22 protein-coding genes are annotated in these 26,302 nt (G+C 46.6%); 15 read left to right on the forward strand and 7 right to left on the reverse strand.

The genetic code is table 11. The features are described from left to right. Nucleotides 1-15: 15 nt before the first annotated feature. Nucleotides 16-1,284: a sensor histidine kinase gene (locus tag J0L70_RS13000; RefSeq protein ID WP_190647754.1), complete on the forward strand. Its 1,269-nt coding sequence runs from the start codon at nucleotides 16-18 to the stop codon at nucleotides 1,282-1,284. A 182-nt stretch (nucleotides 1,285-1,466) separates the two neighbouring features. On the opposite strand, the gene J0L70_RS13005 is transcribed toward J0L70_RS13000, so the two are convergent. Further along, nucleotides 1,467-3,023 (reverse strand): iron uptake porin, encoded by a 1,557-nt coding sequence (locus tag J0L70_RS13005; protein WP_287454877.1) that lies wholly within the window; start codon nucleotides 3,021-3,023, stop codon nucleotides 1,467-1,469. 403 nt (nucleotides 3,024-3,426) lie between these two features. On the opposite strand from J0L70_RS13005, the gene J0L70_RS13010 reads away from it, so the two are divergent. The 4 genes from J0L70_RS13010 to J0L70_RS13025 all read left to right on the forward strand — a co-directional run bounded on the left by J0L70_RS13010 (nucleotide 3,427) and on the right by J0L70_RS13025 (nucleotide 10,061). Next, nucleotides 3,427-3,639: a hypothetical protein gene (locus J0L70_RS13010; protein ID WP_017287240.1), complete on the forward strand. Its 213-nt coding sequence runs from the start codon at nucleotides 3,427-3,429 to the stop codon at nucleotides 3,637-3,639. Nucleotides 3,640-4,077: 438 nt separating this feature from the next. After that, the gene (locus J0L70_RS13015) at nucleotides 4,078-4,788 is read left to right on the forward strand and encodes a response regulator (RefSeq protein ID WP_017287241.1); all 711 of its coding nucleotides are present in this window, start codon (nucleotides 4,078-4,080) and stop codon (nucleotides 4,786-4,788) included. 529 nt (nucleotides 4,789-5,317) lie between these two features. Next, the gene (locus tag J0L70_RS13020) at nucleotides 5,318-9,538 is read left to right on the forward strand and encodes a PAS domain-containing protein (protein ID WP_287454879.1); all 4,221 of its coding nucleotides are present in this window, start codon (nucleotides 5,318-5,320) and stop codon (nucleotides 9,536-9,538) included. 202 nt (nucleotides 9,539-9,740) lie between these two features. Continuing rightward, nucleotides 9,741-10,061, forward strand: coding sequence for a cupin domain-containing protein (locus tag J0L70_RS13025; RefSeq protein WP_017287243.1), 321 nt, complete (start codon nucleotides 9,741-9,743; stop codon nucleotides 10,059-10,061). On the opposite strand, the gene J0L70_RS13030 is transcribed toward J0L70_RS13025, so the two are convergent. Continuing rightward, the gene (locus J0L70_RS13030) at nucleotides 10,056-10,751 is read right to left on the reverse strand and encodes a Crp/Fnr family transcriptional regulator (protein ID WP_287454882.1); all 696 of its coding nucleotides are present in this window, start codon (nucleotides 10,749-10,751) and stop codon (nucleotides 10,056-10,058) included. The two genes, J0L70_RS13025 and J0L70_RS13030, sit on opposite strands and share 6 nt — an antisense overlap. Before the next feature lie 74 nt (nucleotides 10,752-10,825). Between J0L70_RS13030 and J0L70_RS13035 the strand changes: the two genes are divergently transcribed. Beyond that, nucleotides 10,826-11,638 (forward strand): YwiC-like family protein, encoded by an 813-nt coding sequence (locus tag J0L70_RS13035; RefSeq protein WP_287454884.1) that lies wholly within the window; start codon nucleotides 10,826-10,828, stop codon nucleotides 11,636-11,638. Between the two features lie 136 nt (nucleotides 11,639-11,774). After that, nucleotides 11,775-13,835, forward strand: coding sequence for a sensor histidine kinase (locus J0L70_RS13040; protein ID WP_287454886.1), 2,061 nt, complete (start codon nucleotides 11,775-11,777; stop codon nucleotides 13,833-13,835). A 97-nt stretch (nucleotides 13,836-13,932) separates the two neighbouring features. Here J0L70_RS13040 and J0L70_RS13045 read toward each other — a convergent pair whose 3' ends face one another. Continuing rightward, the gene (locus tag J0L70_RS13045; RefSeq protein ID WP_287454888.1) at nucleotides 13,933-15,357 is read right to left on the reverse strand and encodes a mechanosensitive ion channel domain-containing protein; all 1,425 of its coding nucleotides are present in this window, start codon (nucleotides 15,355-15,357) and stop codon (nucleotides 13,933-13,935) included. 365 nt (nucleotides 15,358-15,722) lie between these two features. On the opposite strand from J0L70_RS13045, the gene J0L70_RS13050 reads away from it, so the two are divergent. The 6 genes from J0L70_RS13050 (at nucleotide 15,723) to J0L70_RS13075 (ending at nucleotide 21,148) form a co-directional block, all read left to right on the forward strand. Beyond that, on the forward strand, nucleotides 15,723-16,838 hold the full coding sequence (locus J0L70_RS13050) for an alpha/beta fold hydrolase (protein ID WP_287454889.1): 1,116 nt from the start codon (nucleotides 15,723-15,725) through the stop codon (nucleotides 16,836-16,838). Nucleotides 16,839-16,885: 47 nt separating this feature from the next. Further along, nucleotides 16,886-17,317, forward strand: coding sequence for an EamA family transporter (locus tag J0L70_RS13055; RefSeq protein WP_287454891.1), 432 nt, complete (start codon nucleotides 16,886-16,888; stop codon nucleotides 17,315-17,317). Nucleotides 17,318-17,434: 117 nt separating this feature from the next. Beyond that, the gene (locus J0L70_RS13060; RefSeq protein ID WP_017287250.1) at nucleotides 17,435-17,890 is read left to right on the forward strand and encodes a hypothetical protein; all 456 of its coding nucleotides are present in this window, start codon (nucleotides 17,435-17,437) and stop codon (nucleotides 17,888-17,890) included. A gap of 248 nt (nucleotides 17,891-18,138) precedes the next feature. After that, nucleotides 18,139-18,561 (forward strand): thiol-activated cytolysin C-terminal domain-containing protein, encoded by a 423-nt coding sequence (locus J0L70_RS13065; RefSeq protein ID WP_287454894.1) that lies wholly within the window; start codon nucleotides 18,139-18,141, stop codon nucleotides 18,559-18,561. Nucleotides 18,562-18,883: 322 nt separating this feature from the next. Continuing rightward, on the forward strand, nucleotides 18,884-20,440 hold the full coding sequence (locus J0L70_RS13070) for a bifunctional metallophosphatase/5'-nucleotidase (RefSeq protein WP_287454896.1): 1,557 nt from the start codon (nucleotides 18,884-18,886) through the stop codon (nucleotides 20,438-20,440). A gap of 78 nt (nucleotides 20,441-20,518) precedes the next feature. Next, nucleotides 20,519-21,148: a nitroreductase family protein gene (locus J0L70_RS13075; RefSeq protein ID WP_017287357.1), complete on the forward strand. Its 630-nt coding sequence runs from the start codon at nucleotides 20,519-20,521 to the stop codon at nucleotides 21,146-21,148. On the opposite strand, the gene J0L70_RS13080 is transcribed toward J0L70_RS13075, so the two are convergent. Together J0L70_RS13080 and J0L70_RS13085 are read right to left on the reverse strand one after the other, a co-directional pair. Further along, on the reverse strand, nucleotides 21,131-21,937 hold the full coding sequence (locus J0L70_RS13080; RefSeq protein ID WP_268242010.1) for a class II glutamine amidotransferase: 807 nt from the start codon (nucleotides 21,935-21,937) through the stop codon (nucleotides 21,131-21,133). The two genes, J0L70_RS13075 and J0L70_RS13080, sit on opposite strands and share 18 nt — an antisense overlap. 155 nt (nucleotides 21,938-22,092) lie before the next feature. Next, on the reverse strand, nucleotides 22,093-23,556 hold the full coding sequence (locus tag J0L70_RS13085; RefSeq protein ID WP_287454899.1) for a dihydroorotase: 1,464 nt from the start codon (nucleotides 23,554-23,556) through the stop codon (nucleotides 22,093-22,095). A gap of 54 nt (nucleotides 23,557-23,610) precedes the next feature. Here J0L70_RS13085 and J0L70_RS13090 point away from each other — a divergent pair, with 54 nt between their 5' ends. Next, a complete protein-coding gene (locus J0L70_RS13090) occupies nucleotides 23,611-24,411 on the forward strand; it encodes an aspartyl/asparaginyl beta-hydroxylase domain-containing protein (protein WP_287454900.1) in 801 nt (266 codons plus the stop codon). Here J0L70_RS13090 and J0L70_RS13095 read toward each other — a convergent pair. Then, nucleotides 24,408-24,803 (reverse strand): nuclear transport factor 2 family protein, encoded by a 396-nt coding sequence (locus J0L70_RS13095; protein ID WP_017287353.1) that lies wholly within the window; start codon nucleotides 24,801-24,803, stop codon nucleotides 24,408-24,410. The two genes, J0L70_RS13090 and J0L70_RS13095, sit on opposite strands and share 4 nt — an antisense overlap. A gap of 36 nt (nucleotides 24,804-24,839) precedes the next feature. Between J0L70_RS13095 and J0L70_RS13100 the strand changes: the two genes are divergently transcribed. Then, nucleotides 24,840-25,274, forward strand: a complete 435-nt coding sequence (locus J0L70_RS13100) for a RidA family protein (RefSeq protein WP_017287352.1) — start codon at nucleotides 24,840-24,842, stop codon at nucleotides 25,272-25,274. Here the strand turns inward: J0L70_RS13100 and J0L70_RS13105 are convergent. After that, on the reverse strand, nucleotides 25,271-26,278 hold the full coding sequence (locus tag J0L70_RS13105) for a zinc-binding dehydrogenase (protein WP_287454901.1): 1,008 nt from the start codon (nucleotides 26,276-26,278) through the stop codon (nucleotides 25,271-25,273). The two genes, J0L70_RS13100 and J0L70_RS13105, sit on opposite strands and share 4 nt — an antisense overlap. Nucleotides 26,279-26,302: the final 24 nt, after the last annotated feature.

The following is a 26,302-nucleotide window of genomic DNA, read 5'->3' on the forward strand; positions in this document are numbered from 1 at the left end:
GTTAGGAGTTGTCTGATGCCTGTTGAAACGAGTCCAATCGGAACCATCTTAGTCGTAGATGATAATCCGACGAATATTCAAGTTTTGTTCGATGTGCTCAGCGAGATTGGCTACCGAGTTGCGATTGCCAAAAGCGGAGATGCGGCATTGCAACGGCTCCAGTCTTTTCGTCCTGATCTGATTCTGCTCGATGTGATGATGCCAGGAATAGATGGCTTTGAAACCTGCCAGCGTCTCAAAGCAAATTCTGCAACTCTCGATATTCCTGTGATTTTCATGACGGCTCTTTCTGACACAGTGGATAAAGTGAGAGGACTGCGTTTAGGCGCAGTAGATTACCTGACGAAACCGATTCAACATGAAGAAGTTTTGGCTCGCATTCAAGTTCATCTACAACTGAGCAACGCCCAAAAGAACCTAGCACGACAAACGCGCGAACTTTCTCAAACATTAGAAAACCTGCAACAAGCTCAGCTTCAGTTGGTACAGAGCGAAAAGATGTCTACCTTGGGTCAACTTGTGGCTGGAGTTGCTCACGAGCTGAACAATCCAATCAACTTCATTGCCGCGAATCTAGAGCCTGCTCAAGCCTATGTGCGAGACCTAACCGCACTCATTGATCTGTACCAAGAATGCTATCCAGAGCCTGATCCTAGAATTCAAGCATGGATAGAAGAGATAGATGTCGCTTATGTAAAAGAGGATTTGCTCAAACTCATTGCTTCGATGAAACTGGGAAGCGATCGCATTCACGATCTCGCTCTATCGCTCAGAAACTTCTCTCGTTTAGATACAACCGCGCTCACCACAGTGGATATCCATGAAGGCATTGAGAGTACGCTTGTAATTTTGCAGCATCGCCTGAAAGCAGGCTCTCACCTTCCTGCCATTCAGATTGTTAGAGACTATCAGCAGCCCTGTCTAGTAGAATGCTATCCGAGCCAACTGAATCAGGTGTTTATGAACTTACTCGGTAACGCGATCGACGCGCTAGAAGCAAGCGCTCACTCGGCTCCAGTCATCACGATTCGTACCTCTGTCTATGAAGGGCAAGCCAACATTACGATCTCGGATAACGGCAGTGGCATCCCCGAAGACATTCGCGCGAAGCTTTTTGAGCCTTTCTTCACGACAAAAGCGATCGGCAAAGGCACAGGACTCGGACTCTCGATCAGCCATCAAATTGTGGCTGAAAAGCATCACGGTAAACTGGATTGCCACTCGACTCTGGGACAAGGCACTGAATTTGTGATTCAGCTTCCAGTACGCCAGCCCATCAGTTAATAAACCGAAAGGAAGAGGGTAAAAACTGCCCCTTTATCTAACTTGACAACGCTGATAATTGGGTCTACGTTTCTATCTTGCTCTACGTCCGGGCGTTTGGCGGTAGCCAGCCCTAGAATTTAAATAGTTTCAGGGGCTGACTCTAACCTCGTTGTGCCTCTTCTCGTGCCGAACGCAAAAGGCTAAAACGTGAAAGTTGTCCGAATGGTGCCGATGATCAAATCTTGATTGCGCTGATCGTGATTGGGTGCCGTTAGCCAAATCAGACCGGGTGTAATTGCTAAATGGTCAGTGATTTGATGCTGATAGAAGGCTTCAAGATGCAGAGAAGTATTACGATCTCGTTCGACTCCAGTTGCGGCTGTAATTGCAGAATCAATCCGGGTCAGCTTCGGCTCCATGCCAATGACCAAACCTGCAAAATTGCCTTTCTTGCCCAAATCTGGAAACCCTAGCGTAACTGCCCAGTTCCAAATATTTGCATCGCCTAGCTCTAGGACTCTCGCACCTGTATACCCAACCCATCCATTCACAATAAAGCTTGTACTAGGTCTAAAAGAAGCTTGAAGTCCAAACGAATTCGTCACAGTCGGTCTTCCGGTTGCAGTGAAAAGATTTGCGTTCAAACTGCCAGCGCTGCCTTCTGTGGTGTAGTCGGTATTGTAGGCATGAATGTAAGTTATCCCAAATGCCCAAGCTTCAGAAGGTTCGATCGTCAATTGTGCGATCGCTCCATAAGCCCCATCAAACAATCCATTTCCCCCCGTAGGCGTATCTGCGTCACTCGCCAAATAACCAACGCTCAATTCGAGCGTATCATTGAGTTTGTGAGTGATTCCGGCTCCGGTTCCTTCTAGCAAATAATAGATCGGGTTGCGAGTGCCAAACTGAGAGATCGAACCACGACCACCATCCCCATCAAAGAAGGGATTGATCGATTCTGCAAATTCTTCTGATTCTCCATCATTGGCAGAAACGAATACCGTTGTGCGATCGCTCACAGGAAACTGGTAAGACAGTGCATTGAGTTCGATCTCGCTACCCTCTTGCTCTTGAAATCCAGGTGCAAAAGAAAGCTCTCCTTCGGGTGTTCCTGTCAAATTCGAGATGGCACTTACATTAGAAGCTTGTAAGCGAACTCTGAGCAAGTCTTTCCCCGTGAAGCTTGTGTCAAAGTTCAATCGCGTGCGATGCGAGAGAGTGGGGTTGCGATCAACTGTTTGACCGTTGAGATCCGACCCACCGAACACATTCGTCAGTGCAATGATCGATTCACCAGTTAGCTTAGTTGTTGTCGAAAATTGCTGTTTCTCAAGCTGGCTAGTTCGAGCTTCCAATGCATCAACTCGACCTCGTAAGCTGTCTAACTCTGCACCAAATTGCTCTTGGAGCTTTTGCAGCATGGCGAGATCTTCTTTTTTGACCAAATCAGCCGTTGCAGCCGAAATCAGCTCATTGACGCGATCGAGACAAGCATTTAACCCGGCAGCAAATTCGTAACGAGTCAGCGCCCGATTGCCTCGAAAGGTACGATCGGGATAGCCTGCAATACAGCCATAGCGCTCTACGAGAGACTGTAATGCCTGAAATGCCCAATCCGTGGGCTGCACATCAGAAAGCTGTGATACTGAAGTTACTTGTGATATCTCAGAGATCGGAGTTGCTTTTGCTGGTGGTACAGCAATTAGACTGATCGCAGTAAGAGCGAAGGAACTCAATAATGTAACGCGGCTCAACATGGTCACTCTCCTCACAGTTTTGCTTCCGTAAAATGCTTAAGTAAAATACGTAGATTGATCAATCGGAATTTAGATAATTGAGTCTATGTCTTGTTCTGATTTAGGTTGATAAGCGAAGTGTACCCCTATGCTTCTCATCGATCACTTTAGGGCCAAACGACCATCGTTCCAGGGAAAACACACAGCAGAACGATCGTAATAACCTGGCTAAGCTTGTTTGATTAGAGATGCATGATTATGAAATTACTTCTGATTTTTAGTCTCATACTTCAAAAGCCATAGATGACAGAAGCTTAGGAAAAGTGATGGATTTGTGATCAAGTGGGCTGCATAACTCGATCGAGCAAAGCGTAAAAGAGAGTGGATGCCAGACCTAACGTGATCAACTCATGGAGGCAAGACAATGAAACTGCGATGGAAAACACTCTTTGTACAAGTTGCAATTTGGGCAGTCTCAGAAGTTGCGCTGACCTGTGTTGGAATTGATGACTTAGCTGACTACAGTGAATTTATTCTCGATCGCAAACAAGCCTTCATCGAAGCCATCTCAAACTCTACTCCCTTCGCAACTGCTCCTTTTCCTTTCTGTCCTAAAGTTTCTGTTCTGATCGCTTGACTGAGTAAAACCGTGAAACGTTTCGACACAAAGTCAGGAGTTTTAATGGTTTACGGTTCGCAAGATTGAAATGATTAATCCAGGCTAGATTGGGCAGATGTAGCCACTATGAGAGCTAGGTTATCTGTAGTTCACCTATCAGTGTCGATCCTTACTTCTACTTCTAGTAGGACAGCATTTGAATTTGTAACGTTCTACAGGCAAGAATTCAAAAATTGCCTCATTTCGTTAGAATCTATCGAGAGGAATAAATCTAGGTTATACCTTTAGGGGGCGGAAACTTCTCGAAGTTCTTATCTTAAAGTCATTCTCCAGGCAGACAGAGATTCGGATATTCTTCCTCTAAACTGCTTTACATCAGATAGATCGATCAGCATTTTGAAATAACTTATTTTCTGAGGTCTACCCCTGTTTGTTGAATTTTTTGGAGATCAAGCGATGCCATCAATCCGTGTTGTTTTAGTAGAAGATCATGATCTGACTCGGTTTGGAGTCCGGGCAATGCTGCGCGAGCATGGCAACATTGAACTGGTTGGAGAAGCGCGAGATGCAAAATCGGGGTTAAAAGTAATTCAAGAGACTCATCCGGATGTCGCGATCGTCGATATCGGTCTGCCGGATATGAATGGAGTCGAACTGACGCAGCAGTTGAGAGCGATGCAAGCTGAAGCAGGTGTTTCTCCAACAAAAGTTTTGATCATGACGATGCAAGATGATCAAGAAGTTGTATTAGCAGCATTCGCAGCAGGTGCGGATTCTTACTGCATGAAGGATATTAGTGGTGATCGTTTAAGCGAAGCGGTGGCATTAACGGCAGAGGGACATGGATGGATTGATCCAGCGATCGCGAAGATTGTGCTGAAACAAGTCCAGACAAACAGCCCAACTTCAGCCCCGGCTTCAACCGTGACGATCAATCGATTGTCTGAAGAAGAAAGCCAAAGCATCTCGACTTATCCCATCACAGCTCGCGAACTTGATGTTTTGACTTTGATTGTAGATGGGCGCAGTAATGCAGAAATCGCAGAGCGGCTCTACATTACCGTTGGAACCGTCAAGACTCATGTTCGCAATATTCTCAACAAGCTGTGTGTGAGCGATCGAACTCAGATTGCGGTGCGAGCATTACGTGCAGGATTAGTTCAGTAATTATAGGAGTCGATTGAAGCTCTGAGATTGGAGCAGTGCAATGGAGACTGAGCAAATCGCATCACGCTTAGGGACAAGATACGATCGCTGATTCTATTTCTCTCTGAGATTTACTCTTCCCCCAAAGGATAGATCTGCTCCCCCATCAGACAATGCTAAATTGACCTCATCTTAAAGAAAACGCGGAAGCGAACTTAACCATTCTCTTTTAGCGATATGCCTAACCAATCCAACGGATACTCATTGTCTTTTGGATCTATATGAAACTAAACCCTTGAAAGCCCTGAGCGATTTTGCTGAGGGCTTTCAAGGGTTTGAAAGTAGATTTCAAAGTGGAGCGGATGAATGTGTATCAGTGATCACTTTTAATCTCCCCGCTTAACACAAATTATGAAGAACATTGAGCACAAAGTGCAACTCTAGAGCACCCGCTGTAAGCTGGATTTCAAAGCCACCTGACAAACCTGTAGAACCAAAACTTTTGGTCGCTACGATAATGGATTTAATTAGGTTGAGAAGGTAAACGAGGATGCGGAGATCGCGCTTGCTAGGAGCCTTAAGACGCTGGTTTTTCTCCAGCCACCACTTCCATCAACGGGTAGCACGGGCTGCTAGTCATATCACGATGTCAGTTGCCTGTCTCGTCCTCCTAGGCTGGAGCTTTGATATTCCGGTTTTGAAAGAATTCTTTCCCGGTATGAGCACGATGAAGGCAAATACCGCGATCGGGCTGCTCTTGGCTGGATTATCCCTCGGACTCCAAACTCGACAACGGTACAATTTGCGAACGATTCGAGCCGCGCAAGGCTGTGCGATCGTCGCTACCATCATTGCTATACTGACCCTCTGTCAGTATAGCTTCGGGTGGGATCTTGGTATTGATCAACTGCTCTTTCACGCACGACCCGATGCTGCTGAAACGTTATATCCGGGTCGGATGGGGGTGAATACAGCGATCGATCTCGCTCTGATCGGAATCGCACTTTGGCTATTGAGTCAGCCTGCCCAGATGACTGAGGAGCGCGGCAAAATAAATCGCTTGATTGTTGCTCAACTCCTTGCGATCGCCGTCGGTTTGATGTCTCTACAAGCTGTGATTGGGTATGCCTATCAGGTGCAAGTCTTTTATCAATCCCCAAGGTTGACGACCGGAATGGCGCTGCATACTGCACTTACCTTTGGCATTTTAACTATCGGAATGCTGGCACTCAAAAGCGAACAAGGAGTGATGCGATCGCTCACCAGTCCGCTCGTCGGGGGCGTTGTCGCACGACGGTTTATTCCGACTGCAATTGTGATTCTGGTCATCCTAGGCTGGCTAATTTTGCAGGGGCAAAAGGCAGGATGGTATGACTCAAATTTTGCGGTGTCGCTGATGGTGATGACGCTCATTGCTGCATCGTTGGGACTGGTGGGGCGAAATGCTGATACCCTCAACCGAATGGATCGCGATCGCAGACGATCGTTCGATCAGTTACGTTCGAGTGAAGAACGGCTGCAGCTTGCACAAATGGTGACGGAAACGGGCACTTGGGAGTGGAATGTTCAGACGGGAAAAATCGTTTGGTCACACCCTTGCTATCCTCTCTTTGGCGTTGCATCGACGGAGGCAGATTTGCTGACAGCGTTTATGTCAAAAGTTCATGCCGAGGATCTGCCGACTATCCAAGCCGTTGTGCAGCAGCGAACGACACTGAATGCCGTTGAACTTGAGTATCGCTATCACCATCCAGAACGAGGACTGCGCTGGATGTTTAGCCGAGCCAGAGCCGCTTCTGATAATCCTGCACTGCTGCGCGGCATTTCGTTGGATATCACCGATCGTAAACAGGAGCAGCTAGAACGCGCCCAAACTCAGGAAACGATTTGCCGACAACTCGCCGAAATTGAGGCGATCTACGATACGGCTCCGGTTGGGCTAGGTCTTTTTGATCGGGATTTGCGCTTTACTCGGATCAATCAACGCTTAGCCGAAATCAATGGATTGTCGATCGCAGATCATCTCGGTCGGACAGTTCGAGAGATTGTCCCCGATCTTGCAGATGACGCAGAACCATTACTCTGCCGGGTGCTAGAGACGGGCGAACCATTGCTGAATCTAGAGATTATGGGTGAAACGGCTGCTCAACCTGGCGTTCAGCGAACCTGGCTCGAAGATTTGTATCCACTCCGAGATGCAGCAGGACGACCGATCGGCATCAATGTGGTAGTTCAAGAAATCACGCAGCGCAAGCAAGCAGAGATTGCGCTGCGTGACAAAGAGCAGCAGTTAGAGCAACTCAGCAACTCAATGCCGCAGTTTGTCTGGATATGCGGTGCTCACGGAGAACTTGAATATGTGAATCAGCAATGGTGCGACTATTCAGGATTGAGCCAAGAACAAAGTCATGATCAGACTCTCATTGTTAGCCATTATCATCCAGACGACCAAGCCTCTGCCTCCGCTCAATGGGAAACAGCGCTAGCAACACAGCAACTCTTTGAGTTTGAAGGACGATTACGATCGGCAGAAGGCATGTATCGCTGGTTTTTAATGCGGGCAGTGCCCGTTTTCGATGATCGTCACCAACTGCAGCGATGGTATGGCACTTCGACCGATATCCACGATCGCAAACTGGCTGAACTCAACGATACCTTCCTCAATCATCTCGATGCTCAGTTGCGGCAGTGCTCTGAGCCAGAAGCGATGATGTGGGAAATTGTGAGTCGTTTAGGTCATTATCTCAACGTCGATCGCTGCCTGTTACATAGCGTTGATTTAGAAGCGGGAATCACGACGATTCGGCAAGATTGGCGGCAAGCAGATCTCGAAAGTATCGCAGGCGTTTATTCACTGTCGGAGTACATTCCGCCAGAGATTATCCAGTGCTATCAAGCGGGTCAGTCCCTTGTCGTTGACAATGTGGAAACGCACAGCAGCACGGTGCCCATTGCTCATCATTTGCTGGAGCGGCAGATTCGGGCTTTGATTGGAGTTCCCTGTATTGAGTCTGGGCGTTGGGTCGCATCGCTGATGGTGCATTCCCGCGCGATTCGAGAGTGGCGATCGGATGAGGTCAGACTCTTGCAATCTGTGGGAGCACGTTTTTGGGCGTTGATTCGGCAAACGCAAGCCATGCAAGCTCTGCGAGAAAGCGAAGCTCGATTTCGCACCTTGGCAGATAACATTGCTCAACTCGCCTGGATTGCAGACGCGAGTGGTTCAGTTTTTTGGTACAACCAGCGCTGGTTTGAGTACACCGGGATTACGCTCGAAGAAATGCAGGACGGGGGGCGACAGGTTGTGCAACATCCCGATCACATCGAGCGGGTGACTCAGCGATTTCGCCACGCAATTAAAACGGGTGAAGTCTGGGAAGATACGTTTCCGTTGCGGGGTCAGGATGGACAATACCGATGGTTTCTCTCTAGAGCCATTCCGATTCGAGATGAGCAAGGCAATATCTTGCGTTGGTTTGGTACCAATACAGACATCACCGATCGTAAACAGCTCGAAGATGTTTTAGCGGCGCAAACTGAAGAACTCATGCACACCAATCGGCTCAAAGATGAATTCCTGGCTGCGCTGTCTCACGAACTCAGAACGCCACTGACTCCAATTTTGGGATGGACGCGGCTGATGCAAGATCACAAGCTCAACCCTGCGAAAACGGCTGAAGCACTCGACATTATTCAACGTAGCGTCAAACAGCAAATTGCTTTAGTCGATGATCTCCTCGATGTCTCTAGTGTGATTCAAGGCAAACTGCATCTGAAATTACAGCCATTAGATTTAGCAAATGTCGTGGCTCATGCGATCGAGACGGTGCAGTTTACCGCTCAAGCCAAACGCATCGAAATTGAAGTGGATAATACTGCGGCGTTGCCTGTGCTTGGAGACGGCGATCGCTTACAGCAAGTCTTCTGGAATCTGCTCAACAACGCTCTGAAGTTCACGCCCGAAGACGGACGCATCAAAGTCGAGTCATCGATTTTCATTCATCGAAATGGGATTCGTTCTGTTCAAGTTCGCGTCATTGATACGGGAATTGGGATCGCGCCTGAGTTTTTGCCGCATGTGTTTGACCATTTTCGACAAGCAGATAGTAGTTCATCCCGCCGATTTGGTGGGTTAGGATTGGGGCTGTCGATCGTCCGGCATTTGGTGGAACTGCACGGTGGTACAGTCAGTGTCGAAAGCCCTGGAATCGGACAAGGCACAACTTTTATGGTGCGATTTCCATACCACACGAACTGTTTGCAGCGCAGCGCACCGAATGATCTAGCAGATCTTGCCCCGATGCCTCTTAACGCATCTCCAGCGCTCGCGCCTGTTATTTCAGCGCCAGCCGAAGTCCTCGCTTCAGAAGTTCAACCGAGTGCTAATCTCACAATCACTTTAAAGGGACTGCATATTCTGGTCGTGGATGACGATCAAGACAATCTAGAACTATTGCGCTTTTTGCTGGAAGAATATGGTGCGATCGTGACTGCTCAACTTTCAGCGATCGATGCGCTCGACTTCCTCTGCCAAAAACAACCCGACCTGATTATCAGTGATATTGGGATGCCTCAAGTGGATGGTTTTGAATTTATTCGCCGCGTGCGATCGCTGCCACAAGCCAGAGAAATTCCCGCCCTAGCACTCACGGCATATGCTCAGATAGAAGACGAGGCGCAAGCGATTTCATCCGGTTTCCAGGGGTTCATTACGAAGCCAATTGATCCGCTGGAATTACTCTCAAAGCTGATCCGCTTGCTCAAGCCTTAACTCTCTTGAAAATATTGCTCAGAATGAGCTAGCTCATAGAAACTTTTCTCAGCCTGCGGCATAGTAATAGTCAACCGCATTCATGTTGCGGAGTGGGACATAGAGGAATGGGGGGAGCCTAGACTCGGATTGCTCCGTATTTCACTACTTCTCCACTTCCCTATCAGATTGATTGTAATGAACGAGTAGAGGAACATAGATCATGGTGACAACTTCAACCCATTCTCCATCCTTTAGCACTCAACTCAAAGAGTGGATTGATTACAGCAAACCCGGTGTGACTCGAAAAACGATTGTCAAAGATACCCAACCCGCGATCGCGCTCTTGTGTTTGACAGCAGGAACTGAGCTTGCCGAGCATACGGCTCCGCGCACGGTTTCGCTGGTGGTGATTGAAGGACGGGGCACATTTACCCTAGAAGGACGCGAAATCGTCATGGAGCCTGGGGTATTGATTCACATGTTGCCGAATACCCGTCATGCAGTGCGAGCCGAAGAAAATCTGGCATTTTTGCACCTATAGCTCAACTTCGCCATGAGCAAGACTGTGCAAGGCTTGCTGATTGAGAATGGTAATTTTTCCGCCTCGCCGGTAGGAGACAATCCCCTGCATCTGCTTAAATAACCGAACGCATTCTTCGTAGGTAATGCCAATTCTTCGAGCCATGTGATAGTGAGATTGCAAATTAACCTCAGTTTCCTGTGTAAGATTCATCTGCTGCTCGGTGGCAGCGTCTTGAATCAATCGAGCTAGCCGCACGATCGCTCGTTCAGACACTAAACCATGCACCGTTTCGTGGAGTTGTTGTAGACGTTGATTAAAGACTGCCATCATACTGAGGGCAATCTCTGGAGTCACCTGAATCGCCTTGAGTAAGGTTTCTTGTTTCACGGTTAGCACTTGCACTGAGCTTTCTGCAATCACCGTTGCAGGTGCAATAGCGTTACCGAACAGGGCAGGAGCCGCAAAAAACTCTCCAGCACTCAAAATCCGCAGTAGAGTTTCTTTCCCGGTCGTTGCTGTCTTTACAACTCGCAATTTGCCTTCTATCAGCGCATACAGGGTAGCAGAGAGACGATCGTTCTCCTGCATAATCATTTCACCAGCTTGATAATGCTGCACGTTTGCATCCGGTAGCAATTGAGCAGCTTGTTCTGGGTTGAGATGTGCAAATATCGCAACCTTGGCAAGTTGCTCGATCGTGGCTTTCATCGGCGAATATTCAGAGCTTGCAGCAGTTTGTCAGAATGAGCATAGCGCAACCGTTTCATATAGGAGATGATCCAGTGTCACTGTCATCTAACTTAACTTCGCCTCGATCGTCTTCGCAACAATGGTATCGCCCGACTTTTTCTCCAGAGCATGGAATCTATGTTGTCTTGTTCGTTTCTTTTCTGACGGGCGCAGCCGCCGCACAAGCTTGGACAAACGAAACAACTTTGGCTCTCGTCTGTGCTTTTTGTGGATTTCAAGCAGAGCATCCTTGGGCGATGCAAATTAGACAGCGCAAGAGTTTGAAATTGCGCTTCTGTCTCTGGGGAAGTATTTACACGATCGCTGCAATGACGATCGCGGTTTTACTTTTGCTCAATTATTCGATGCTGCTCTGGATTTATCTGGGTGCGATCGCTGCATTTTTCATTGATGCAATTTCAGTCTGGCAGCGAGAACAAAAATCAATCTTCAACGAAGTGATCACCTTTGCGGCAGTGTGTTTATCGGCTCCGTTTGCCCTAATTGCTACGACTGGGACTCTTTCGATGACAGGCGTAGGATTATGGCTCCTGAATACCCTGTTCTTCGCTGGCACAATTTTTACGGTTAAGTTTCGCAAGTCGAAAACACCGACAATTGTTCCAAGTAGTTTGTATTATGCGATCGCGACTGGAATCGTGCTTGGGCTGTGGGGGTTAGGTTGGCTTGCTCCGTTGACGGCTGCGGCATTTGTGATTGCTTTATGCAAATTTGCGATCGTGCTGGCTCAGCAAGATTGGTATCGCACTGCTCGAATTCAATCTATTGCTACACTTGAAACCATCACATCTCTTCTATTTTTGCTGATGACCTCCCTCTCGCTACTCCCTGCTCACTTGGGATAGTCGGCGCAATCGTTCCGTAAGAGAGACGCTATTTGCATCAAAGCTCCTTTTCCCGATGGATTGAGGATGCTGAGACGCGCCTTAATCTAGTAAGCATATTCCCTCAAAATGAGGTCCTCGCGCTGCTAGAGAACTTATGATATTTTCCCCGCTGCATCACACTGCTCATCTTAATTTGACGAAGCTCTTTCAGCGGGCTTCTGGGCTGAGTAGTGCGATCGTGCTCCTCATCGCTGTGCTTGTCTTACTCGGTTGGCAACTGCATTGCCCTTTGTTGACAGGAAGCTTTGCAAATGATCTTGCCCCTATGAGTATCAAAAGCGCGATCGCATTTATTGCAGCGGCGATATCTCTCGGATGCTTGCACTGGCGTTCTAAAGCTTCGCCTGCCCGTTGGATCTCGCCAGTACTGGCGATCGCTGTGATTCTGCTTGGTTTTTTGAGCTTCAGTGAAGCTGGATTGACCTGGCAGCTTGATCATATGGCGTTCTTTTTTCATCTTCAGGCATGGAGTGCACCTTATCCGATCGCGCTGAGTACTGGGCTGAACTTTGTCTTGATTGGAAATGCTCTTTTGTTATCTAGCCGACCTGAGCGAGGATTTCATCGCTTAGCTCAAGCGCTCACGCTGATCACCGCTCTCATTGCTGTCAATGCGTTACTCAACAATGTGCATCCGATTGGGTTGCCGCCTGCTCATCCTGTTTCGACGATGGCACTGGCAACCGCATTTACGTTTTTAGTGTTGAGTGCAGGAATTCAGGCGTTGCACTTAGATGAAGCAGTAATGCGGGTGATGCAGATTAGTGATGGGTCGAGTGAAGGCATGGTGTGCCAACTGCTGCTCGCCGCGATCGCGCTCTCGGTACTCGAAGCATTCGTGACTTTGTGGGGACAACCTCAAGCGCCAGGAGATACCCTGTTTCATTTGTCATTTCTGACGATTAAAACTGCCTTAATCTTTACGCTGCTCGTTGGTTGGAGCGTTTCACTCCTCACTCGTATTCGTCAAGATTATCAGCAAGCGGAAGCCGTGGTTGAAGACCATGAAACCTGGGTAGAGCTTGCACAGGAAGCGGCTCACTTGGGACGATGGAATTGGGATATTGCACAGAATCAACTGCAATGGTGTGAGTATCAAAAGCAGCTATTTGGCCTTGCCTCTGAGAGCTTTGAGGAAACTTATGAAGCATTTCTACGCTGTATTCATCCCGACGATCGAGCTTTGGTGCAGCACCATCTGAATGATGCGATCGAGACGCAACAAGACTACTACGACGAGTTTCGAGTCGTCTGGGGCGATCAAAGTGTGCATTGGATTGCGTCTAAGGGACGCTGTTTCTACACGGCAAAAGGGCGATCCGTCCGCATCAGTGGCGTGAGTTTTGAGATTACAGAACATCGGCAACTGCAAGAGGAGCGAGATCGCTTATTTCGCTTAGAACAAACTGCCCGTGTCCGCGCAGAATCTGCCAATCGCATGAAAGATGAATTTCTCGCGATTTTGTCACACGAAATTCGCACACCGCTCAATTCTGTACTCGGCTGGATTCACTTATTGCGATCGCGATCGCTCAAGCCTGATACGGTTGCGCAAGGCATTGATGCCCTCGAACGGAATGCCGAAGCCCAAGCCCAAATCCTTGAAGATCTACTGGATATGGCGCGACTGGCGCAAGGTCGGCTCCAGTTACAGCTTTCTCCAACTCGGTTAGCAAGCGTGATTGAAACAGTAATTCGCACGATTCGCCCGGCAGCCCAAGCGAAACGAATTCACATTCACACGGATTTTGATCCCCAAATCGATCAAGTCCTCTGCGACCCAAATCGAATGCGGCAGATTGTATGGAATCTGATCTCGAATGCCGTGAAATTCACGCCTGCTGAAGGGAGGGTAAACGTGACCTTAACCCGAGTGGATGACGGTATTCAAATTCAAGTCAGCGATACGGGTCAAGGCATTCATCCTGAGTTTCTGCCGTATGTTTTTGATCGATTTCGGCAGGAAGATAGTACACTCACGCGCAGTTATGGCGGTTTGGGATTGGGGTTAGCATTAGTTCGCTATCTCGTTGAACTGCATGGAGGAACAGTTGAAGCAGCAAGTCTAGGAGTCAATCAAGGGGCAACATTCACGGTGAAATTGCCTTTTAGAGACGGCATGAATCAGGGAGATTGCGATCGAGATGAGGGTTGATGTGTCAGATCTTGCAAGTTGGGGCTGTGATATGAACTGTGTCATCCCAAATTGATTTGTAGCATTGACCAATTGATTCGGTCTCAGGAGCAATGCTTCAAAGATCAAAAATTGATCGAATCCGTTTGCGAATCTGTTCAAACGTTGTTTCTTCTTTCGTTTCTTCTACGACCGCGACTCCTAAACTTCTGAGCGATTCTTGTCGCTGAGACAGCGCTTCAGCAATTTGGTCGGCTAACGTGCGATGCTGTCTCAATAAGCTGTGTAGATTATCATGATCGACAACAAATAGAATCGTATCTTCGATCGTGCGGAGTGTAGCAGTCCGCGGCGTGCCGAGCAATAAAGACATCTCTCCAATAAATTCACCTGCTCGGCGGACAGCAACTTGCTGATCGATCGATTCGACGACCACTTCAACTGCACCGGACAGAATGAGATAAAATGCATCGCCTGGATCAGATTCGCGCGCAATGACCTGACCTGCTGCTAGCTTCTGACGATACCCTTTTTCAATCACCTGGCGAAGTTCTACGTCTGAACAGTTCTGAAAATAGCTCACTTTTTTGAGCAAATCTCGCAAAAGCCACCCGCCAATCGGTTGGTCAGACGTTGTAATTTCTGGAACTGAGCCATTTTGATGCGTTTGATTGAGGAGTTGCACCAAAATTGGCAAATGGTTGAACACGATATCAGTTGGCGCTGCTTTCGTGTCAATTCCGCGATCGCGAAACTCAGCTTCAATTAAAAATCGCAGTGCGCTCTGAACTGAGTCCATCTCAATCGGTCGCTCGATCCAAACGAGCAGTTCAAACCGTAACATCGAATTCTCAGCATCTAACCCCTTAAAGTACACTTCGGGTAGAGGCGAGCTTAAAACGCGCGATTCTTGACGCGATGCTGCAAGTAGAGCTTCCATAACTGCTAAAGAATCGCTTTCATCCACAACAGACACGGGCAGAACAATGCGACATTCTGAGCTGCGATAGCTCCAGTTCACGACGTTATTATCCAAAAATCGGCTATTCGGCACAATCACATATACCCCATTAATTGTCCGAATCGTGGTGCTGCGAATCGAAATTTCTTCGACAATGCCAGCTGAGTGATCGACTTCAATGTAGTCGCCAACTTTAACAGGTTGCTCAAGCAGAAGGGTAATGCCACTGACAAAGTTACTTGTTAGATTTTGCAAGCCGAGTCCGAACCCAACCCCGATCGCACCTGCAAACACCGTCAGCGAACTCAGATTAATGCCTGTAGTTTCAATAACAATAAAAAACCCAATAATCGTGATCACATAACTGACGATCGTAGACAGCGATTCTCGGGTTCCAATATTTAAGCCAAATCCCGGAAAGACTCGCTGTTTTAGAAGCTGTTTAATTAAATTAGAAATGACCAGCACCAGAATCACTTGGACAAGCAATTCGATAACTGATCCCATCGAGAACTGCTTTCCCCCAAAAGTAAATAAATGAGTTGAGAAAAAGCTAGAAAACTCCTCAGGCAAGCCTTGCATGACGATTCTGTTGAGAAGTTCCTGAAATTCCATAGAGATTAGAGGGCTATAGTACTATACTTCAAAGAGAATAAATCATCTCTGCAAATGAAATGTTACCGTCTTGGGGATGAATTGTGGTCGGCTCATCTTTCTGAAAGTATTTAACGTGAATTCGGGATAAGAGATTTCGCCCCTGTGCCGATGCGAATTCTATTCGCTAGCCACCCAAACGTTAACCCGAACTGAGGTTATTTACAGTCAGGATTGCATCATTATGTTATTCGGAAAAATTGTGTTCTAACTTCAGAGGGTTACGTCCATTTCAATTGTTCTTTAAGCTCAGCACTATCTGAATCTACTACTTTAAATAGCTGAATCTTATTATGTTTATGCCCCTCGACTTTTTACTACGTTTTTTGTCTAATTTGGTGACAGTCGCAATTCTGGGAAGTGGCGCTTATATTTTTTACGAATGGTATCAGGGTGAATTGATTAGCGATCGCTGGTTGTATCTGAGTATTGGGCTATTCGCCTGGTCATTTCTCGGCTTGCTGCCCATTTTACTTCTTCGCCGTCCTGGACGAGATGAGCCTAGTCCACTCCGAAGTGAGCGAGTTCAACGGTTACAACGACCCGATGGCAGTGAAATCAATGTTGAGTTTTATGGGTCTGAACATGCGCCTCCACTGATTTTGACACATGGTTGGGGTCCCGATAGCACTGTTTGGTATTACGCGAAAAAGCAACTTGCTGAGCAATTTCGAGTTATCGTCTGGGATCTGCCAGGGCTAGGCAAATCTAAGAAGCCCCAGAATCGAGACTACTCGTTAGAAAAGTATGCGCGTGACTTGGAAGCAGTATTAACGTTAGTTGGGGATCAGCCTGCTATCTTACTCGGGCATAGTATGGGGGCAATGATTCTGCTAACGTTCTGCCGCCTGTTCCCTGAGCAGCTAGAGCAGCGAGTCGCAGGCTTAATTCTAGTCGATGGCACTTATACAAATCCTCTCAAAACAGCTTTATTGAATCGGCTATTAGTAGCACTGCAAAAGCCTTTACTAGAACCTTTGCTTTACCTTACGATCGCACTATCTCCAGTTCTCTGGGTGATGAGTTGGTTAAGCTATTTGAACGGAACAACGCTACTCACAACTGAACTTTCTGGATTTACAGGCAGAGAAACACGGGGACAGCTTAATTTTTCTAGTTTGATCGGAATCAAAGCATCTCCGGGTGTATTGGCGCGAGGAGTGCTTGCGATGCTGAGATTTGATGAGACTAACACTTTATCGACGATCGCAGTACCGACGCTCGTTGTCGTTGGTAAATCTGATATTGCGACACGCCCTTTTGCCAGTGAGCGTATGAGTACAGCCATTCCTCAAGCACAACTCAGCGTACTGTCTCCCGGAGGACATATGGTACTCATGGAGCGCAACTTACAATTTTCAGACCTGATTTGGGCATTTAGCGCATCTTGCTTAAGATTAACTACATAAGTTAATAAGTTAAATCATTCTCCGCTCGTGTCAGAGACTATTCAGCCATGCTCAATCATGAACTCGCCTGGTTGATTCCGGCGCTTCTATCAGCCCTGTTCGCGGCATTAACTGCGATCTTCTCGAAGCTTGGCGTAGCTGAAGTCAACTCAAATCTGGCAACAGCAATTCGGACGGTGATTATTCTCGCGATCGCTTGGGGCATTGTCATCCGTGAAGGCAACTTGCAACAAGCCTTGCATATTCCTCAGAAAGCCTTAATTTTCTTAGTGGGTTCGGGTATCGCAACCGGATTATCCTGGATTTTCTACTTTCGGGCGCTTCAGCTTGGCACGACTGGATCGGTTGTGGCGATCGACAAATCCAGTTTGGTTTGGGTGATTCTCTTCGCACATTTTTTTCTCGGAGAACCCCTGACGCTCAAAATATTTCTAGGAGTGCTGCTGATTATCGTCGGCACATTAGTTGTAGTCTTGTAGTAAATCATCTTTGATTCCTACTGGTTCAAAGACTCTCTTGATGTTAGGACAACAGGTCGCATTGCTCTAGCACGCTCTGTCGCTACACCTTGAAAAAAATAAAACAATTTAAATCTTATGATCACGCAAACAAGGACAGCAATTCCGCATCCGGTGAAAATCATCATTCTCTGGCTTGTTTTCTTGCTCGGGCTGCTCTTTCATACTGATCTTGGATTGATGCCACTTTTCCATGACCTGAGTGTTGCTGAATCTCAGGCGAAAGATATCGCAGAGGTTACACCAATTTTTTGGGCAATGTTAGGCTTTTTTGTCTTGCCCATGTTCGCGATCGTTGCGACTCTGTTTCTGGATTCAAAACGCTATCGGAAACTCCATTTTGGCTTCACCATTCTCTACACGGTATCGAATTTCTTGCATTTACTCGCAGATTTACTGGTGTCGCCAATTCTCTGGTATCAGATCTTCCTCATGCTGATTTTATTTGTGCTGGGATTGTTGATCAATTTAGTATCGTTTCAATGGATGAAAGAGCAAAATCACAGCCAGCCTTGGGAAAATCGAGCCGCGTAAGTGTCGTTCTCCAAAAACTGAGAACATCACATTTCAGTCATTTAGAACGTTGTCCACAACGACAACGCAACTTTGTGCCGAAAATTGTCAGTTGTCAGCCGTTCAGTTTCTCGCTCTGCTTGCCTTTTCTAAATAATCTGATCCAAGACACTCCTAATTTGTCAGGTCTGCCTGCATAAACTGCAAACTCCTAACGTGGATTTCATCACAACCACAAAACACTTACATCCATTAGGAGATATTGCACCATGAACTTTCGTCCCTCTCTCAAAACAATTCAAGCACTCGGTTTAATGGCAATGACGACTGCAACCATGACAGCGACTAGCATGACCATCAATCCCGCTCCCAGCAGTGCCCAAACGATCCCACCCAGATTATTTCAGTTCATCAATAAAGGTCTCTACGTCGCTCGCTATGAATTGAGCTATAAGGTTAACGGTAGATCCTTCACTCATAAGACAGGGGATGTTGTGATCAACCGATCGGCCAGCTTTAAAGTGCCTTTCAATGCGACCGATATTCGGACTGAAGGCATTCTCTTCACGGGCTTATTTAATGAGACCAGACGAGTCTTTTTTCACCGCTTCCCTACAGTCCCTCAGAACACATGTTTTACTACTTTTGGGACAACATTGCATCCTCAGCAAAACCAAGACTGCCGCTTGTAAGCGTAGCAAGTGTGCCATAATCCGCCGTGAATCTCTGAGCCTGCACTAGATGCGACTCAAATGAAAGGAGAAACCCAATTGGGTAAGTTACCCTAAGGTATTTCTTCATGATGGCAGCATGTTCAACCCTGCTCGCTGCTCTATTCACGCTGGCATTGATCAAAAGAAGTCCTAGGCAAGTGCCCTATGCACTTGTCTAGTTTGTCACCAGAATTTAGCACCTGTTGAAGTCTGACCACTCTTAAGAAATCCAAACACCTCGCGCTACTTACTCGAATTCCGATGTATTCTAGGCGACTCAGTTTACATCGTTCATCCTAGTATGCAATTCTCGAAACGGCGAGCCGCGAAACGCTCAATACAACAACGCATCTCTTTGACTGCAAAAAGTCTCATGCTCAGCTTTGGCGCTGTGCTCAGCATTGCTCACACTTCGGTTGCAGAAGTTGTGAATATTACACTTTTACATCTCAATGATATTTATGAAATCACCCCGATTGAAGGAGGTAAACGAGGCGGAATGGCACGGATCGCAACATTGCGAAAACGGCTTCTTGCTAAGAATCCCCGAACGTTTACTATGCTTGCAGGTGATGCACTGAGTCCATCCGCGTTAGGCACTGCAAAAATTAATGGTAAACGTCTCGCAGGTCAGCAAATGGTTGCTGCTATGAATGCAGTTGGCTTCGACTACGCGACTCTGGGAAATCATGAATTTGACATTACGGAAGAAGAATTTTTACAACGTCTGAGTGAATCAAAATTTAAATGGTTTTCGAGCAATGTCGATAATGAGTTTGGGCAGCCTTTTCCGAATGTAGAACGCGCTCCGATCATCATTACTCAAGGCGATCTCGGTAACACAGTTCGCATTGGATTAATTGGACTAACGATTGATAGTAATCCCGCTCAATATGTCCGCTATCGTGACCCGATTGAAACTGCAAAAGCTCAAGTTGCTGCAATGCGTGGAAAAGTAGATGTAATTGTGGCTCTGACGCATCTCAGTCTTGCAGAAGATCAGCAGCTTGCGGTTGCTGTTCCCGAAATTGATCTGATTCTGGGTGGACACGAACACGAGAACATTCAGCAATGGAGATTTGTTCAGCGCCCAACTCGATCGGCTCGTTGCTTTGACCGAGGAACTCCGATTTTCAAAGCAGATGCCAATGCTCGAACCGCTTATATTCATACGCTCAGATACGACACGACGAGCCGCTGTCTGACGATCGACTCTCGACTGCAACTGATTACCGATGCGATTCCTGATGATCCGACGACAGCTAAGGTTGTGCAAGAGTGGCAGCAGAAAGGGTTCCAAGGCTTTCGCGATAGTGGATTTGATCCGGCTCAAACCATTGCGACGACCTCTGAATATTTAGATGGACTAGAAGAAAGCGTTCGCAATCGATCGACGAATTTGACTGATTTGATTGCAAAATCAATGCTTCGAGAAGTTGGAGATGCAGAACTTGCAATTTTTAACAGTGGGAGCATTCGGATTGACGATCGCATTCCACCCGGAAAAATTACCCAGTATGATGTGATTCGGATTTTGCCATTTGGTGGGAAAGTACTCTCGGTGGAAATCCCCGGAGAATTGCTGAAACGAGTGTTAGATCAAGGTCGCGCAAACCGAGGTGCAGGTGGATATTTGCAAATGGCGAATGTGCGATATGACGAAAAGTTAGGATGGTTGATTCAAGAGCGATCGCTTCAGACGAACCGAAGTTATAGAATTGCAATCAGTGAGTTTCTGATGAGTGGCAACGAACAAAATCTTGGATTTTTGTCGCTGCAAGCGCCCGGAGTGAAGCGGATCGCAGAAAAACGAGATATTCGATTTGCTGTGATTCAGGAAATGCAAGCCATGAAGTAACAGGCAACCCTCTAGAGAGTGAGGTTGCAAAAAGTAAATTAGACCACGATTGAACGATCGCCCCGTTAGGAGTTTTTTATGAGCCAAACTGTCTCTGATCCGTTAGTTGATAAAGTTGTCGAAACGCAGTATCCGATCGAAGCTGTGATCCAAAATCGCTGGAGTCCGCTTGCGTTTTCGGATCGTCTCGTCGAGCCAGAAAAACTGAGAAGTGTGCTAGAAGCCGCACGCTGGGCAGCTTCTTCTTACAACGAGCAGCCGTGGAATTTCATTGTTGCGACAAAAGACAATCCAGCAGAATTCGATCGGCTCTTAAGCTGTTTAGCAGAAGGCAATCAAGAATGGGCGCAGAGTGCTCCTGTGCTGATGATTTCGGTTGCTAAGCTCAATTTTGAGAAGAATGGAACTCAGAACCGTCACGCCTTTCATGATGTTGGAGCAGCCGAGGCAAATTTAGCGATTCAAGCGACTGCGCTAGGACTGCATGTTCACCAAATGGCAGGCTTTGATGTTGAAAAGGCAAGAGAACTATATGGTATTCCTCAAGGTTATGAGCCTGTCGATGCAGTCGCATTAGGCTATCTCGGCGATCCTTACAGCCTGTCGGATAAATTGCAGCAAAGATTATCGGCTCCGCGATCGCGCAAACCTCTAGAATCATTTGTGTTTACAGGACGTTGGCAACAATCTTCAAATCTGCTGAGATAGCTCGATTGGTTGACCATCTTGAAAGATGAGGGGTTGACCATCTTGAAAGACGAGCAATTCCCCGGGTTGTATCACTGTCCAGGTTTCATTATCTGTCAATGAAGTCGTGGCAATGACTGCAACCCGATCGCTCGATGTCGTTAGCTCTTGAAAATCAACGGTAACATCTTCATCAATCAGGTGTGCTGCGGCAAACGGAGCTTGTCGGACAATGTAGCAAAGTTTGGTTGAGCAATGAGCAAAGAAGTGTTCACCGTCGGATAGTAAGTAGTTAAAGATGCCATGTTGAGCAATCTTCTGTGTAATCGATTGCAAGGCAGCATAGAGTTCTGCGATCGCAGGTTTTCCATCAGGAAATTGTTGCCGAATGTAGTTGAGCATCAGACAAAATGCCTGCTCGCTGTCGGTTTGTCCGACCGGACGATAAAACCCTTTGTGATCGTATTGCAGCGATGGTAAATCGCCATTATGAGCGAATACCCAATAGCGTCCCCACAATTCTCGGCGAAAAGGATGGCTATTTTCTAACCCAACTGCCCCAATTGTTGCTTTGCGAATATGCGCGATCACATTCATCGATTTGATCGGATATTGGCGAATAAAGGCAGCGATCGGAGAAGAACTTGAGGGATTGTCATCGAGAAAGATCCGACATCCTAAACCTTCAAAAAAGGCGATCCCCCAACCGTCTTTATGATCGTCTGTTTTCCCACCCCGCGCACAAAATCCTTCAAACGAGAAGCAAATATCGGTGGGCACATTACAGTTCATCCCCAATAACTGACACATGATGACTCCCTAAACTCACACACTTACATTTGAGTGTGCGATCGCTTGTTCCCGAGTTATACCATTTTGGCTTGGGGGAGACTGATTTTAGGGCGAGTTTTTGTTGCCACTTTGTATGATTGATCAAGGGAATCGCTTCTTTTGTTCTGTTTCTTCTACAAGTTGCGCGATCGCGGTAAATAACGCCCTTGCGGGTTTCCTAAGATTTGTCCTCGATCGTAAATTAGGTTCCCTCGCAAGAAGGTCTGCTTGACTCGTCCGGTTAGCTCCATCCCTTCAAACGGTGTATATCCTTGTTGTGACAGAGATTCAGCAGCACGAACTACAAAGGTTTCATTTGGATCGACGAGCACTAGGTCAGCATCATAATCGATCGCAATATCTCCCTTTTGTGATAATCCAAATCGTTGAGCCGGATTCCAGCACAGTAACTTTGCGATTTGATTGTAAGACAGCCCCCGCTTGCTCCCTTCACTGACCACTCCAGACAGTAAGTATTCTGTTCCGCCAAAACCTGCTTTCGCAAGCCAAATGTTCTCTGGATCTTGAAGGCTGGCTTTCTTCTCCGCAGAACAGCAAGCATGATCGCTGACAATCCAATCGATTTGACCTTGAATTACCGCATTCCACAGCGCTTCAACATCCGATCGTGGTCGAATCGGAGGATTGACTTTTGCCCATTTGCCTGTCGGCGTTTCGACATCTAAGAGAAGATGACCTACTGTAACTTCTCGCTTGAAATTGATATGAGGAAAGATCGTTTGCATCATCAGTGCTGCCTCGATCGCTTTACGAGAACTCAGATGCAGCAGATTAATATTGACACAGTTCGTTTCATGAGCGAGATAAGATGCAATACAGATTGCTAACCCTTCGGAATGCGGCGGACGAGCAGCACTGTAGGCACTGAGTCCTGTAAGACTTGAATCTTGCTGAACTATCTTGGTGTAAGCATTCAGAATATCAGCGGCTTCACAATGGAGACTGAGGCTAATTGCCTCATTGGGATAGCGCTCTCGGAGTTTAGACAAGCCTCGCATAATAAATTCAAAATGAGCAAAATCATAGCGCTCTTCTTTGTTGATCATTAAGAAGAGATTTTGCTGATCAGACAAACCATGCAAGCCATAGCCTCCATAGAACATGAAGATTTTGAACGAAGCAACGCCATGCTGCTCAAATAGCCATTGCATTTCATCAATATGTTGAGCACTGATCGGTGCAATGTGATAGCTATAGTCAACAAAAAAGTTACCTTCTGATAGAGAAAGCACCTCTGGAAAAAAATCTTTGTACGAGCCGCCTTTGTTCAGGTAATACTGTCCGGTGCGCATGTAATTGAGGCTCGTCGTTACGCCTCCCATTGCAGCAGCTTTACTTTCTGCGATCGCATCTTGTTCAAGGGGTCGATAAATTCCAATATGCATGTGAGCATCGACTACACCCGGAAAGCCAAGCAGATTTTGAGCATCGAGGACTTCTTTGGCTTGGTCAGCGCTGATTTCGGGTGAAATTTGAACGAATTTCCCGTCTTTGATGCCCAAATCGAGGCACTCAACTTCAGATTGGTTGGGGCGGACAACCCGCACATTTTTGATCAGTTTATCCAGCAGATTCACAACGCCTCCAAAGCTCTTAGAATGAAGTGAGATTCTAGGTTGGGAGCAAAACCTATGGCACAGTTTAACGAGTATCATTTAGATCCCAAACAGTTTTCTTTCCTAAATCTTCTTCAGGAAAATTGGCAAGCGATTCGAGATGAATTTATTTCATTCAGGCAGAATGCTTCTCCCGAAGAAATAGAGCTTGCCTTCAATGTGATGGGGCCAAAAAGTAAAACAATTAAAACAAAAGGTAAGTCGAAATATAGTGCGTTTGGTGTGCTATTTCAAGGAATGTTTATTGAACAATATATTCAGGCACATCACCTTACATATCCGCAGTATGAGTTACAGAATGTCTCGGAAAAAGTACTTGAGTTAAGAAATCACTATTTCCCGAAGCTAGCAACCGCGATCGCGCAAACCAACGCCTTGCATGAGGATGTTTTAAGAAACGTCTATTTTGGAACGTTTCTGCCGGGGTTAGATGTCAAGCTGCATGTGAACTACAATCCCCATATGAATCGGGGCTATCTCGGTTTGATTGTGCCAGAAGGCGATATTGCGATGAAAATCTGTCATGACAAGCTGTACTGGCATGAGGGCGAGTTTATGGTGCTCGATCATAGCTATCCGCACTGCCCGCATAACTATACAGACTATGAAAGAACGGTGCTAGTCGTCGATTTCTTCAAAACGGATCAGCCGAGAGAAGACGTTGCCCGATTTGAGCAAGAGTTAGTCAAGCAGCGGATGGCGGAAGATCCTTATAGCTTGGGTGTTTTTGGCAAGAATGACAAAGCCAAGCCTGAAGACTTTGTTCTATATGGGCTAAGTCATCAGTTGGAATGGGATAAAGGATTGGGAGCTTAATTCGATTTGCCATCACTGCCGAGATACTCTCGATAGCCACAAATTTTGTCTCCGCGTACATCGAATGAAACTGCAACGCGATTTTTGTAAGGCGTTCCCCGCATCAGTCCTTGATCGCGGAACTCGAATACGACTGTCGTTTCGTTGCTAGTGACACGATCGAGGGTCAATGTTAAGCCCTGCTCGTAAACTTCAGACACATAGTTAAAAAACTCGATCGCGCGTTCCTTCCCGACATTTAATCCCAAAAATTTCCCAAGCGGAAACCAGAACGAAAAATCATCGGTCAGCATATCGAAAAAAGCTTGCCAGTCTCCGGTCGCAAGTCCATGCTCAAAATGCGTGAATGCTTGCTGAGCAACAGCTAATGTATTGGCAGATTCTGAGGTCATACTAAAATGGCTCTAACGTTGTTCTAGAGGTTGATCATGGCAACTCGTGAAGTCATTGTCCCAAAAGGGATGGAAATGTTATACGAACGCTATCATTATTGCCCTGGTATTAAAATTGGTAACACTTTGTATATCGCTGGACAAGTTGGTCGAGATGAAAATATGCAAGTCGTAACGGAACCGGAAGCACAATTTGTTCAAACTTTTGAAAATGTCAGAAGAGTCTTAGATGCTGCGGGTGCAACGTTTGATCATGTTGTTGAAATGGTAACTTACCATGTGACGAGTCCAGAATTGTATGCTGCATCAGAGCAACAACCTTTTACAATTCCTTATCTCGCGTTGTTCATGCAGGTGAAAGATCGCTATTTTACGAATCCCTATCCCACTTGGACAGGAGTTGGAGTGACAACGCTTTCGACTCCTGGGTTAATTGTAGAAATTAAATGTACAGCCGTTCTGATGCCCTAGAATTTTACGACGACCTTGCCGCAGTTCTGACCACTGAGGAGATACTCGACGGCATCCGGTATCGCCTCAATGCCATGAAATTCTCTAGGATCAACCGCGACCTTGAGCTTACCTGTGTAAAACAGATCGAGTAAGCGATCTCGGGCTTCCTCTGCATATTCAGAAAAGTGCGGCATCAAAAAACCTCTCACTGAAGCAGATTTCCAAAATAACTTCTGATAAATTCGCGGTTGAGTCACAGATTCTAAATCATTCGCATACTCAGAAATAAAACCTACTACAACCAATCGCCCTCGAACTGCTAAATGCTTCACACAGGTATCGAAAGTTTGTTTTCCAACGCAATCAAAAGCTAAATTAACTCCGTTGGGATATTCTTGTTGGAGAACAGTATCTAATGTTTCGTTGCGGTAGTTGATGATGCGATCGCATCCCAAATTCTCCAACAATTTCACCTTTTGCTCAGAACCACAAACTCCAATCACATGATTTCCAGCCAACTTAGCAAGTTGCACCGCAATATGTCCGACTCCTCCTGCTGCTGGAGTGACTAACACAACTTCTCCGCTTGTCATCTCTCCCACTTTTTCCAAAGCAACGAGTGCTGACATTCCAGTGGGCATCAGTGTGAGAACTTCAGGAATAGCTTCACGGATTTTGATCGCTTGGTTTGCAGAAATCACTTGGTATTCGCGATAGCCTCCGCCGCGAATGGTTGTTGCAACCGCATCACCAACTTTTAAGGTGTGAACGTTTTGCCCGATTTCTACAACTTCACCAACTGCTTCGACACCAAGATCAAATGGAGGAGTAAGATTCACGTAAGGAACATTACCTTTGCATAGTAAAGTATCAAATCCAGCATTGATGCCCGCAAATTTGTTGCGAATCAGGATTTCGCCAAGATTTGGAGTAGGAATGGGAAGTTCTTGAATGTCGATCGCGCTTCTAAAGTTATCACTCAACCGGGTTGCAATCAGTTTTTTGTAAGTTTTTGACATCATCGCTACTGTAGAGTTCATGGGCAG

The organism is Leptolyngbya sp. UWPOB_LEPTO1 (genome assembly GCF_017302695.1).
GTDB classification, from domain to species: Bacteria; Cyanobacteriota; Cyanobacteriia; order Leptolyngbyales; family Leptolyngbyaceae; genus Leptolyngbya; species Leptolyngbya boryana.